The sequence below is a fragment of the Wenyingzhuangia aestuarii genome, assembly GCF_011927765.1.
GTDB lineage: Bacteria > Bacteroidota > Bacteroidia > Flavobacteriales > Flavobacteriaceae > Wenyingzhuangia > Wenyingzhuangia aestuarii.
The window spans coordinates 16,900-29,883 of the sequence record NZ_JAATJG010000016.1 but is presented as its reverse complement, the minus strand read 5'-3'; the positions used below and the strand labels follow the sequence as shown (position 1 = coordinate 29,883).

The window sequence follows — 12,984 nt, the reverse complement described above, 5'->3', positions numbered from 1 at the left end:
ATTTAACTATTTTTGTGACCAATTAAATAAAAGCAATTTAATTGAATGTTACCAACGCACAAAACTACAAAATGTTTTATTAAGGTACTTAAATAGATTGCTTAACCCAATTTACAATATGAAGTCTCAGGATATTAGAAAGAAGTTTTTAGAGTTTTTTGAATCAAAACAACACAAAATAGTACCGTCAGCCTCTATGGTTTTAAAAGACGATCCTACTTTAATGTTTGTAAATGCAGGAATGGTTCCTTTTAAAGAATACTTTTTAGGGCAACGTAAAATTGTAAATACAAGGGTTACTGACTCTCAAAAATGTTTAAGAGTTTCTGGAAAACACAACGATTTAGAAGAAGTAGGTATAGATACTTATCACCATACTTTGTTTGAAATGTTAGGAAACTGGTCTTTTGGTGATTACTTTAAACAAGAGGCTATAGATTGGTCTTGGGAATTGTTAACAGAAGTTTTTAAAATAGATAAAGATATTTTATATGTAACTATTTTTGAAGGAGATGAGTCTGAAGGTTTGGTAAAAGACACCGAAGCTTACGATATGTGGAAGAAACATATTTCTGAGGATAGAATTTTATTAGGAAATAAAAAAGATAACTTTTGGGAAATGGGAGCGCAAGGACCTTGTGGACCTTGTTCTGAAATTCACGTAGATATTCGTTCTGCAGAAGAAAAGGCAAAAACTCCAGGAGCTGATTTGGTAAATATGGATCATCCACAAGTGGTGGAGATTTGGAACTTGGTATTTATGCAGTTCAACAGAAAAGCAGATGGTTCTTTAGAGAATTTACCAAACCAACATATTGATACAGGAATGGGATTTGAACGCTTGTGTATGGTATTACAAGGGGTTCAATCTAATTATGATACAGATGTATTTACTCCATTAATTCACGAATTAGAATCTAAAACAGGAGTTGTTTACGGAAAGTCTGAAGAAATAGATATTGCTTTACGTGTAATATCAGATCACGTAAGAGCGGTTGCCTTTGCTATTGCAGATGGACAATTACCATCTAGCACAGGAGCAGGATATGTAATTCGTAGAATTTTAAGAAGAGCTATTCGTTACGGATTTACTTTCTTAAATCAAAAAGAAGCATTTATTTATCAATTGGTAGATGTGTTGAGTAATCAAATGGGAGATTATTTCCCAGAGATTACCGCTCAAAAACAATTGGTGAAAAATGTAATTAAAGAAGAAGAGGCATCTTTCTTAAGAACCTTAGGTCAAGGATTAGGATTGTTAGACAATGTAATTGCAGGAACAAAAGGAAAGGAAGTTTCTGGAGATAAAGCATTTGAATTGTACGATACTTTTGGTTTTCCTATTGATTTAACAGCTTTAATTTTAAGCGAAAAAGGATATTCATTAAACGAAGCTGAGTTTGAGGCTGCATTGCAAAAGCAAAAGAACAGATCTAGAGCAGCAGCAGAAATGGATATGGATGATTGGGTAATTTTAAAAGAAGATGCAGAAGAAGAGTTTGTAGGATACGATTATTTAGAAACTCAAGTTAAAATTACAAGATACCGTAAAGTGACCTCTAAAAAAGACGGGGAGTTGTACCAATTGGTATTTAACTTAACTCCTTTTTATCCAGAAGGAGGAGGGCAAGTAGGAGATAGAGGTTTTCTAGAGGCTAGTAATGGTGATGTTTTACATATTATTGATACCAAGAAAGAGAATAACTTAATTATTCACATAGCTAAAGACTTACCAAAAAACCCTACAGATACTTTTAAAGCTGTGGTAGATGCTAAAAACAGAGCATTGTCTAATAACAATCACTCTGCAACGCACTTATTACATCAAGCATTAAGAGCTGTTTTAGGAACACATGTAGAACAAAAAGGTTCTTTGGTAAATGCTAAATATTTACGTTTCGATTTTTCTCACTTTTCTAAAGTAACAGCAGAGCAAATAGAAGAAATAGAAGAATTTGTAAATGCTCGTATTCGTGAAAAATTAGACTTACAAGAGTTTAGAAACATTCCAATGCAACAAGCAATAGACAAAGGTGCTATGGCTTTGTTTGGAGAAAAATATGGAGATACGGTTCGTATGATTCAGTTTGGAAACTCTAAAGAATTGTGTGGAGGTACGCATGTAGAAAACACAAGTTCTATTTGGCATTTTAAAATTTCTGGAGAAGGGGCAGTAGCTGCTGGAGTTCGTAGAATTGAAGCAATTACAGGAACTGTTGCTATGGATTTCTTTTTAAAACAAGATAAAGAGTTGGTAGCGGTTAAAGGTTCTTTAAAAAATGCTAAAGATCCCGTAAAAGCAATTACTTCTTTACAAGATGAAAATGCAGCTTTAAAGAAAGAAATTGAATCTTTGTTAAAAGAAAAAGCAAAGAATATTAAAGGAGATTTAAAATCTAGCATTCAAGAAATCAACGGAATTAATTTCTTAGCAACAAGAATAGATATGAATGCAGGTGCTATTAAAGATATTGCGCATGAATTAGGTGGAGAGGTTGATAATTTATTCTTTTTTGCAGGAGCAGAAAATGATGGAAAAGCAACATTAACATCTTACATTGCTAAAAATTTAGTAGAAGAAAAAGGATACGATGCTGGTAAAATAGTTCGCGAATTGGGTCGATTGATTCAAGGAGGTGGTGGAGGACAAAAGTTCTTTGCAACAGCGGGAGGTAAAAATCCGGCAGGATTGTCAGAGGCAATTGATAAAGTAAAAGAATACCTATAATAGCTGTTAATTGTTAGCTATTGCCTTTAGATTACCAAGGTGCCAAAAGCTAATCAAAGGTTTGAGGTTTAGAATATAAATAAAACTAGCATCCCAATAACAAAACTAAGGTTTCTGTTATTGGGATGTTGTTTTAAAGCAAAGTATAGAATCATAGAATTTAAGTTTTAATCCTAAAGTTAATAACAACATTACAATGCTTACAATCATTCAAATAATAGCTTTACTACAAGGTGTTTTTGTGCTTTCTGTTTTGTTAGTAAATAGAAAAAAATATAGACAAACTCCTTTTTGGTTGTTGTTTGGAAGTTTATTATCTATTTTAATTTATATTATTTGCGATGATGAGAATAATATTTTTATCAAAAATTCAGATTGGTTTCTTTTTGATAATTCTCTTTTCATCACTTTTTTATTTCTTTTTGTTAGGTATTATAAAAATGGGAAAGAGGTTTTTTCTAAAAGGGATGCTCTTTTTTTTATTCCCAATCTTATCTATTTTATTGTTGAAGCGATAGAAATAAAAATGGGATACGATCACTTAGTAGTAGAAATAGTAGAAACGCTAATAGAACTAACTTTTGCGGTTTATTTATTCTTGATGATTTATTCCATAGTTACAACCAAAATTAAACATTGGGCTCTTTATTTTGCAATTCCTATTATGTTATTGTTTGCGTTTTCAATAGTAAATGAAATTATAGGATTAATAAACCCCGCTACAGCAATAACTATAAGTAATCAATATTTTAACACCAGTCTTTTATTAATTGTTGCGTTTCTGTTTTATTTTATAGCCTTTAAATTAATTACCAAAGACAATCAATTGCTTCCAGGTATAAAAGTGAATAAGTATAAAAACTCCAATCTTAATCCAGAGTTAATTCAGAAATACAAAGCTGAAATTATTCATGCAATGGAAATAGAAAAATTGTATTTAAATAATCAATTATCGATTCATGAATTTTCAAAAAGATTAAATATTCCTCGTCAATATATTTCGGAGATTTTAAATGTTCACATGAATATTAGTTTTCAAGATCTCATCAATCAATATAGAGTAGAAGAGTTTATTATTAGGTTAAAAAACGACCAAATTAATCAGTTTACACTCTTGGCTATTGCCATGGATGTTGGTTTTAGTTCTAAATCATCTTTTAATTCTACGTTTAAGAAAATCAAAGGTTTAACTCCGTCTGAATACAAGAAGACTCAACTAAATAAGGTTTAATTTAGTGCAATACAATTAGTTTGGACGAACTTAAAACTACAAATACACAAAAATCCTTTTTCTTTGTGTCGTTAAGTTTAACAAACAAAATAGAGCATCTATAAATAGGAATAATTAAGATACTATATTTGTTGTGAAATTATAAAACGACTCACTTTTGAAGTTTAGAACAGAAATAAAATTAGAATCACAAAAGGAGAACCAATTAGATCATACGTCTAAGGTTCTGTTGTTGGGGTCTTGTTTTTCCGAAAATATAGGAAATCAATTAGCGTATTATAAGTTTGATACGCTGATAAATCCTTTTGGAGTTTTGTTTAGTCCCACCGCTATTGCAAAAGTTTTAAAAGATACGGTACATCAACAAATATATACTAGTAATGATTTGGTGTCTCAAAATGGTTTGTATCATTCTTTACAGCATCATTCAGATATTTCTAATGTAGAGGACAATCAAGTTATTGATAATATTCACAATGCTCAAAAAGAGTGTTTACAGCAGTTAGAAAACGCTACACATATTATAATTACATTAGGTACTTCTTGGGTGTACGGACACTTGTTAAGCAATCAGTTGGTGGCAAATTGTCATAAAATTCCACAGACGGAGTTTGAGAAACGAATGTTGTCTATTCAGGAAATAGAAACGGCATTGACAGAAATAATCAAAACCATTAGAAACGTAAATTCATCAACCCAAATTATTTTTACAATAAGTCCTGTAAGGCATACCAAAGATGGATTGATTGAAAATTCGTTAAGTAAAGCCCAACTGTTAACCGCTACACATAAAATTAAAGAAAGCCACAATGTGGCCTATTTTGGTAGTTATGAAATAATGATGGATGATTTACGAGATTATCGCTTTTACGAAGCAGATTTAATTCATCCTAACAGTGTTGCTATAGATTACATTTGGGAAAAATTTACTGAAGTATGGATTTCAGAAAAAGCAAGAGGTTATTTTAAAAGAATAGCATCCATTCAACAAAGTAAATTGCACAAACCTTTTCAGCTAGATTCTTTAGCACATCAAGAGTTTTTAAAAAAGTTAGCCACAAAACAATCACAATTAGAAAAAGAACTGAATGTCAAATTTTAGTATACATCCCTCATTTTTACTAAACGGAGAAAGTTTTGAAACTCCTTTAGAGTTAATTTCTTATTCAGAAAGTGTTTCTGATGATTTGTATTGGTTTTTGCAAGAATGGTTTTCAGATTCTGAAACCTTAATAGTTCAAACATCGGGTTCTACAGGAACTCCAAAGTTAGTGGCTATTAAAAAAGAGTTTATGGAAAACTCCTCCAAAGCCACTGGTTCTTTTTTTAATTTACAAGAGGGTACCAAAGCTTTGTGTTGTTTGTCTACAGCCTATATTGCAGGAAAAATGATGGTGATTAGAGCTTTAACCTTGGGTTGGGAGTTAGATGTAGTAGCACCTGTTAGTAATCCGTTAGAAAATGTTTTTGAACCGTACGATTTTTGTGCCATGGTTCCCATGCAAGCAAAAGCAAGTTTATGGGATTTGCATTTGGTTAAAAAATTATTGATTGGTGGGGGAGTAGTATCGCAAAGTTTACAAGAAAGTTTAGAAGGCTTGTCTACGCAATGTTATGCTTCTTATGGAATGACAGAAACGGTTTCTCATGTTGCTGTTAAAAGGTTGAATCATTACATCTCGACTCCGCTCGATGACCAAAATCACGAGAATTTTGATTCAAATGGTTTTCGAAAGTCTGTGCAGAGCGGAGTCGAAGTAGAGTCGAGAAGCTATTTCAAATTATTACCCAACATTACCATTTCTCAAGACGACAGAGGTTGTTTGGTTATAGATGCACCTTTACTAAGTGATGAAAAAGTAATTACCAATGATATTATAAAACAGCACTCGGCTTCCGAGTTTGAGTGGCTAGGACGTTTTGACAATGTAATCAATTCAGGAGGAGTAAAATTACATCCAGAACAAATAGAAAAAGAATTGTCTAAATGCATTCAACAACGTTTTTTTGTTGCGGGTGTTTCTGATGAGGTTTTAGGAGAAAAGTTAATTCTTGTTGTAGAAGGAACTTCTTCTGAATTAAACCTTACGGGTTTGAATTTATCTAAATACGAATTGCCTAAAGAAATTTATTTTTTACCCCAATTTATAGAAACTACTACTAATAAAATTCAAAGACAAAAAACACTGTCTATGCTAAACTAAACAAAAACTTTATGAAAAATTACATTCAACTATTTTTATTGTTGATGGTAGCTACGGTATTTGGTCAACAAAAAACGGCTATTTCGGGAACTTTAAAAACAGAAGGTAATATTGCAATTCCTTATGTAACGGTTACGTTAAAAAATATTGAAACAGCCAATTTAAAACAAGGGTTTTCTGATGAAAATGGTTTGTTTGTTTTTGAAGATGTGAATCCTGGAAAGTATGGATTGTTATTCAATGCCATTGGGTTTAAACAAATCACTAAAAATGTTTTTGTAGGTGGAATTAATTCTTATTTAAATGTTGGGACTATTGTGTTGGTAGAAGATGCTACAGAGTTGTCAGCCGTAGAAATTAAAGCTCAAAAATCAGTCATAAGCCAAGGACTGGAAAAGAAAACGTTTGATTTAGACAATGTAATCTCGCAAACAGGAGGTTCTGTGTTAGATGTTATGAAAGGAATGCCTGGAATATCTGTAGATCAAGAAGGAAAGGTAATGCTAAGAGGAAGTGACAAAGTATTGGTGTTGATAGACGGACAACAATCTAGCTTAACAGGATTTGGAAATCAAAAAGGATTGGATAATATTCCTGCTACCAATATAGAAAAGATAGAAATCATCAACAACCCTTCTGCTAAATACGATGCTTCTGGAAATGCGGGTGCCATCAATATTATTTATAAAAAAGAAAAGAAAGAAGGTTTAAACGGTTCTGTAGGCTTTACGTACGGATTAGGTGTTTTATCAAAAAAGAAACAAGATTTACCTACCCAATTAGGAAGTTATGATTTTACCCCTAAGTACATTCCTAGTTTAGATTTAAATTATGTAAAAAAGAAAGTGGCCTTCTTTTTACAATCAGAAGTAATGAAGCAAGAAAAATTGCCCAATAATGAATTTACTACACGTAATTATAACGATGGAAGAAACACTATTTCTCAGGTTCCAGAAAACAGAAAACAAATTCATTACATTGTAAAAGGCGGAGTAGATTTTAACATTGATGAACAAAATAAATTAAAAATATCATCTATTTACGATTGGGAAAAACACACAGATACAGCTCAAGTTCCCTACATAAATATGGATACAGGAAACAGATACCGTTATACCAATTGGAGAGAAGAAGAAATTACAGGATATTTTAATGTAGCTGCAGATTATGAACATAAATTTTTAGAGCCAGGTCATCACATAAAAGCAAGAGTGCAATACATTAAAGGATGGGAAGATGAAACCTATTATGTAAACGATAGTTTAAACGCTACACCAAGTAGAGATATTACCAATATTTTAGCAACGGAGCATATTTTTGTAAACAATGTTGATTATACCAAACCTTTTGAAAGCGGTATTTTAGAAACAGGAGTAAAATTACAATACAGAGATTTACCTGTTGAGTATACGGTAACACCTGATGCTAATAATTCTATTGTTTTTGAAGGAATGGGAAACAACTCTAACTGGAAAGAAACTATTTATGCTGCTTATGCAAATTTAATTTATGAAACTCCTACCTATGATATTGAAGGAGGAATTAGAGCGGAGCAAACTTCTGTGGTTTACGATGTAGATCCTGCCAATATTTATTTTGATAAAAAACAAGATGCATACAACTATTTTGAATTGTTTCCTAACGTAAGGTGGACTTACAAATTAACAGGAAAGCAAAAAGTATCGTTGTTTTATAATAGAAGAGTAGACCGTCCTGGAGAACCAGAATTAAGAATGTTTGCCAAGTCTGATGATCATGAATTGTTAAAAGTCGGAAACCCTTATTTAAGACCTCAGTTTACACAGTCTGGAGAAATAGCATACAGAACCCGATGGAACAAAAGTTCTTTGTTTTTGGCAGCTTATTATAAGTATATAGACAATCCTTATATGAGAGTTTATGGTGCAGCAGAAAATAACGGAGTGCCTGTGGTTATTAAAAGTTATGCCAATACAGGAAGTGCTAGCAATGCAGGTTTGGAATTAATTTACGATCAAGAATTGTTTGATTTTTGGAAATTGTCTGGAAATATAAATGCTTATCAAAATAACATTAATGGGTATACAGGAACTATTTTGTTTCCAATAGAACAAACCTTTAATGTAGAAGATAGAAGTGAAATTACTTGGGATGCCAAAATAAATTCTACGTGGAGTTTAAAGAACGATTTGCAATTGCAGTTAAGTTATTTGTACATGGCTCCTAAAAACATTGCACAAGGTCGTCAGTTGTACAGAAGTTCTTTAGATGTTGGTGCTAAAAAGAAATATTGGAACGGAAAAGGAGAGTTTTCTTTTGCGTTTAGCGATATCTTAAATCAATACGCATTAAGACAAAACATAAAAGCAAATGGCTTTACGGCTTTGTATGAAAACTATTACGAAACACAAGTAATAAGAACGGGAGTAAAATTCTATTTCTAAACTCAAATAAAAAAGGCTTTCTAATATATAGAAAGCCTTTTTTATTTTATCTTAATAAGAAGTCAATACTCTCATTGGTGTTTAAAGGATCAAAACCTTTAATTCTGTTTTTAATTAATAAGGTATTAATCAACTTACGTTTTACATTGTCGTAAAAACTTGTTTGAAATTGACCAGGGTTTCTACCCGCTAAAATTTCTTCTCCAATTTTATCAGACAACCATTCAACAGGAGTTTCTGATTTTAATTTTTTAAAATCTAAACTTGGTTGTAATGTTTTTCTATCAATAGTTTCCAAAGAAAATTCTATGTTCTCAGGATGTGTTTCGTTGATGGTATAATTTAAAATATACTTTTTGTTAAATTCTTTTATGTCCATAATTGTGTGGTATTTTATTCAAATAAAAAATCGATGTTATTGTTAACATCTAAAGGATCGTATGCTTCAATTTCTATCTTGTCAAAGAAAGCTAAAATTAAGTTTCTTTTAACAACTTCTGTAAAATGTTCTGTTAATTCTGAACGTTTGCATTCGTGATGTTCTATACCATTGGCCAAAAAGCTCATACGGTCTATAGAGGTTAAGGTGCAAAGAACGGTATCTGTAGTTTTTAAATCTTTAACATTAAACATCATTAAGTTGGCTTTGTGGTATTCTTGAATGGTCATAATACCATCTTCATCATCATGGTGATGATGTTCGTGCTCATGTTTATGATTGTGTTCGCGGTTGTGGTGTTCGTGATTGCTCAAAATATCTATATTTATTTACCAACGGATATTGGTTTCTAATTGTTCTTCTAGTTCATCTGGCAAGATAGCAAAGAAATCTATACCTGTTTCTTGTTCTACTTTATTTACGGATGTTTGGTAATTGTGGTAAGCTTTTACCTCTTTTGTATGAGGCAATATAAAAGCCGTCATTTTCTGAGGTTGGGTTAAATCGTAAAGAACCTTATAATAAGCTCCAGGAACGGTGACTTTGTTTTTACCAATTTGGCCAATGTTATTTTTAAAGATGGGCCCGGTAATAACAATAATAGAATCTTCTTCTACAGCCCATTTTCTAACCTGACTTTCTAAACGTTTCCATTCTCCTCTGTTAAAACTAGGAAGCTGAGGTGACATGTTAGACATAAGAAAGGTCTCGCTCATGGCTTGATTGTTCAATTTCATATCTGCAGCAGGGCATAGGTGACCTCTATCATAACCACTCTTTTTATAATCGTTTAAACTAGCAGATTCTGTTGGAATACTAGTATCCGATTTAAAATTGTCTTTGCGTTTAGCGGTTCCGTTTACAAACTCAGCAGTTAATAAATAGTATACCCAATTGGCTTGCTCATGCGTTTCATTATATTCTAAAGAATAATACGTTTTATTGGCTATTGTACTTGTAGTACTAGGTTGATAAGTTTTGTAGTTAAAAGACAATCCATCACTCTTAATGGTATTTATGGAACTAGTAGGTTCTCTTTTGATAAAGACACTGCAAGCAATTAAAATTGATATTAATAAAAGTAGAAAGAAGTGTTGCTTTTTCATATTAATCAAAATATTTGTTGACTTCGTTTTCGGATAAGTTGATGTTTTCTACATTGTGTAGTTGTAAAACTTCTTCTAAAGAATCCATCTTAAACTTTAAAATGGCTTTGTTTAAATCTTTACCTTCTAAAAATTGTTTAAAGCAAGTGTTGTTTTCGTTTTCTAATACTTCGTTTATTACTTGCATAGTGGTACGATCTAACACCATTAAGCGGAACCTTTTGGTTTTAGAGTTTTTTTCGTAACCAAACCCAATAATATATTGTTCTCTAAATTGTTGTACTGTCATTTGTGTAAAATTAAAACCCTCTACAAAAGTAGAGGGTTTTTAGTTTTTGTAAAATAGTTATTATGCCATGGAATGATATACGTTTTGTACATCATCATCTTCTTCTAATTTTTCTAATAATTTTTCTACATCTGCTTGTTGCTCTTCTGTTAGCTCAGTAGTAGTTGTAGGAATTCTTTCAAATCCAGAAGATAAAATTTCTAATTCGTTTTCTTCTAAGTAAGATTGAATAGCTCCAAACTGTGTAAAAGGACCGTAGATTAAAATTCCGTCTTCGTCTTTAAAAACTTCTTCTACTTCAAAATCCATTAATTCTAATTCTAACTCTTCTAAATCTATGTCTTTTCCTTCTGCATTGATACGGAAGTTACAAGTATGATCAAACATAAAAACAACAGAACCAGAAGTTCCTAGGTTTCCATTGCATTTGTTAAAAGCTGCACGAACATTAGCAACAGTTCTATTGTTGTTGTCTGTAGCAGTTTCTACAACTACAGCAACTCCATGAGGAGCATACCCTTCAAACAAAGTTTCCTTATAGTTGGCAGTATCTTTATCGGTAGCTTTTTTAATGGCTCTTTCTACATTGTCTTTAGGCATGTTAGCTGCCTTAGCATTTTGTATAACAGCACGTAGTCTAGAGTTTGAATCAGGATTTGGTCCACCCTCCTTAACTGCCATTACAATGTCTTTCCCAATTCTTGTAAACGTTTTTGCCATTGCAGACCAACGTTTCATTTTTCTAGCTTTTCTAAATTCAAATGCTCTACCCATTTCTATGTTGTATTATAAAGTGTCGTAAAATTATTATTTTTTATATTCTGCTACAAGTTTTTATCAAACTTGAATAATTCCTAAGTTAAAAGGAGTTTGAATAGGAGCGTGGTTAGCTGCTTCTATTCCCATGCTAATCCAAGTTCTAGTTTCTAAAGGATCTATAACAGCATCTGTCCATAGTCTTGATGCTGCATAATAAGGAGAGGTTTGTTTGTCGTATCTGTCCTCAATATTCTTTAAGATTTCCGCATGTCTTTCTGGAGTAATTTCTTCCCCTTTTCGTTGTAAAGTAGCTTCTTCTATTTGAGCTAATACTTTTGCAGCTTGCACACCACCCATTACAGCAAGTCTTGCAGATGGCCAAGCAAAAATTAATCTTGGATCAAATGCTTTACCACACATGGCATAGTTTCCTGCTCCGTATGAATTTCCAATAACTACGGTGAATTTTGGAACTACAGAGTTGGCAACAGCGTTTACTAATTTGGCACCATCTTTTATAATTCCACCGTGTTCACTTTTACTACCTACCATAAAACCGGTAACGTCTTGTAAAAATACCAATGGAATTTTCTTTTGATTACAGTTGGCAATAAAACGAGTAGCTTTATCTGCAGAGTCAGAATAAATAACTCCACCAAACTGCATTTCTCCTTTTTTGTTTTTAATGACTTTACGTTGATTGGCTACAATACCAACAGCCCAACCTTCCATACGAGCATAACCACAAATAATACTTTCTCCATAACCTTCTTTATAAGGTTCAAAGTCTGAGTTATCAACCAAACGTTTAATAATCTCATTCATATCATATTGTTCTGAACGAGATTTTGGTAAAATTCCGTAAATATCATCTGGATTTTCCTTTGGAGCAATGGCTTCTTTACGATTAAAACCAGCTTTATCAAAGTCACCAATTTTATCCATAATGTTTTTAATAGTATCTAAACAGTCTTTATCGTCTTTAGATTTGTAATCTGTAACACCAGATATTTCACAATGTGTGCTTGCTCCTCCTAAAGTTTCGTTATCAATACTTTCTCCAATGGCAGCTTTAACCAAATAACTTCCTGCTAAGAAAATACTTCCTGTTTTGTCTACTATTAATGCTTCATCACTCATAATTGGCAAGTAGGCACCACCAGCAACACAACTTCCCATAACCGCAGAAATTTGAGTAATTCCCATACTGCTCATTTTGGCATTGTTTCTAAAAATTTTACCAAAATGTTCTTTGTCCGGAAAAACTTCATCTTGCAAAGGCAAATACACACCAGCACTATCTACCAAGTAAATAATAGGAATTCTGTTTTCCATGGCAATTTCTTGCGCTCTTAAGTTCTTTTTACAGGTAATAGGAAACCATGCACCTGCCTTAACAGTAGCATCATTAGCAACTACAATACATTGTTTACCGCTAACATATCCTATTTTAACAATAACACCTCCTGAAGGGCATCCTCCATGTTCGGTGTACATATCATCACCTACAAAAGCACCAATTTCTATAGCTTTTGCTTTTTTATCAAATAAATAATCAATTCGCTCTCTGGCAGTCAGTTTTCCTTTTTCGTGTAACTTTTCTATTCTTTTTAAACCTCCACCCACTTCAACTTTTGCAAATCTTGATCTTAAATCAGACAAAGCTAGTTTATTGTGGTCTTCGTTTTTATTGAATTTGATATCCATCGTATATTTTTTGCAGTGCCAAATGTACAAAAACCCTTAGATTATTGATGCTTAACAATTCAATAATATTAAAGAAGAAATTTATTAACCCTGTTTTT

The 12,984-nt window shown here is 32.3% G+C and carries 11 protein-coding genes; 5 read left to right on the top strand and 6 right to left on the bottom strand.

Annotated features, from left to right (window positions below; translation table 11 throughout):
- Positions 1 to 118: 118 nt before the first annotated feature.
- From alaS to GGR97_RS13460, 5 genes are all read left to right on the top strand, one after another.
- Positions 119 to 2,728 carry an alanine--tRNA ligase gene (alaS, locus tag GGR97_RS13480; protein ID WP_167899056.1) on the top strand — a complete coding sequence of 870 codons (2,610 nt, stop codon included), beginning with the start codon at positions 119 to 121 and terminating at the stop codon, positions 2,726 to 2,728.
- 196 nt (positions 2,729 to 2,924) lie between these two features.
- Positions 2,925 to 3,959: a helix-turn-helix domain-containing protein gene (locus GGR97_RS13475; protein WP_167899055.1), complete on the top strand. Its 1,035-nt coding sequence runs from the start codon at positions 2,925 to 2,927 to the stop codon at positions 3,957 to 3,959.
- Between the two features lie 157 nt (positions 3,960 to 4,116).
- Positions 4,117 to 5,061 (top strand): GSCFA domain-containing protein, encoded by a 945-nt coding sequence (locus GGR97_RS13470; RefSeq protein WP_167899054.1) that lies wholly within the window; start codon positions 4,117 to 4,119, stop codon positions 5,059 to 5,061.
- Positions 5,048 to 6,163: an AMP-binding protein gene (locus GGR97_RS13465; RefSeq protein WP_167899053.1), complete on the top strand. Its 1,116-nt coding sequence runs from the start codon at positions 5,048 to 5,050 to the stop codon at positions 6,161 to 6,163. The genes GGR97_RS13470 and GGR97_RS13465 overlap by 14 nt, the downstream gene beginning before the upstream one ends.
- Positions 6,164 to 6,174: 11 nt before the next feature.
- Positions 6,175 to 8,586: a TonB-dependent receptor gene (locus GGR97_RS13460; RefSeq protein WP_167899052.1), complete on the top strand. Its 2,412-nt coding sequence runs from the start codon at positions 6,175 to 6,177 to the stop codon at positions 8,584 to 8,586.
- Between the two features lie 46 nt (positions 8,587 to 8,632).
- Here the strand turns inward: GGR97_RS13460 and GGR97_RS13455 are convergent, their stop codons facing one another.
- The 6 genes from GGR97_RS13455 to GGR97_RS13430 form a co-directional block, all read right to left on the bottom strand.
- A complete protein-coding gene (locus GGR97_RS13455) occupies positions 8,633 to 8,965 on the bottom strand; it encodes a hypothetical protein (RefSeq protein ID WP_167899051.1) in 333 nt (110 codons plus the stop codon).
- Positions 8,966 to 8,979: 14 nt separating this feature from the next.
- Positions 8,980 to 9,339, bottom strand: coding sequence for a hypothetical protein (locus tag GGR97_RS13450; protein ID WP_167899050.1), 360 nt, complete (start codon positions 9,337 to 9,339; stop codon positions 8,980 to 8,982).
- Positions 9,340 to 9,354: 15 nt separating this feature from the next.
- Positions 9,355 to 10,131 carry a DNA/RNA non-specific endonuclease gene (locus GGR97_RS13445; RefSeq protein ID WP_167899049.1) on the bottom strand — a complete coding sequence of 259 codons (777 nt, stop codon included), beginning with the start codon at positions 10,129 to 10,131 and terminating at the stop codon, positions 9,355 to 9,357.
- A gap of 1 nt (position 10,132) precedes the next feature.
- Positions 10,133 to 10,420, bottom strand: coding sequence for a hypothetical protein (locus tag GGR97_RS13440; protein WP_167899048.1), 288 nt, complete (start codon positions 10,418 to 10,420; stop codon positions 10,133 to 10,135).
- Between the two features lie 60 nt (positions 10,421 to 10,480).
- Positions 10,481 to 11,194 carry a YebC/PmpR family DNA-binding transcriptional regulator gene (locus GGR97_RS13435; protein WP_167899047.1) on the bottom strand — a complete coding sequence of 238 codons (714 nt, stop codon included), beginning with the start codon at positions 11,192 to 11,194 and terminating at the stop codon, positions 10,481 to 10,483.
- A 63-nt stretch (positions 11,195 to 11,257) separates the two neighbouring features.
- Positions 11,258 to 12,886, bottom strand: a complete 1,629-nt coding sequence (locus GGR97_RS13430) for an acyl-CoA carboxylase subunit beta (protein WP_167899046.1) — start codon at positions 12,884 to 12,886, stop codon at positions 11,258 to 11,260.
- Positions 12,887 to 12,984: the final 98 nt, after the last annotated feature.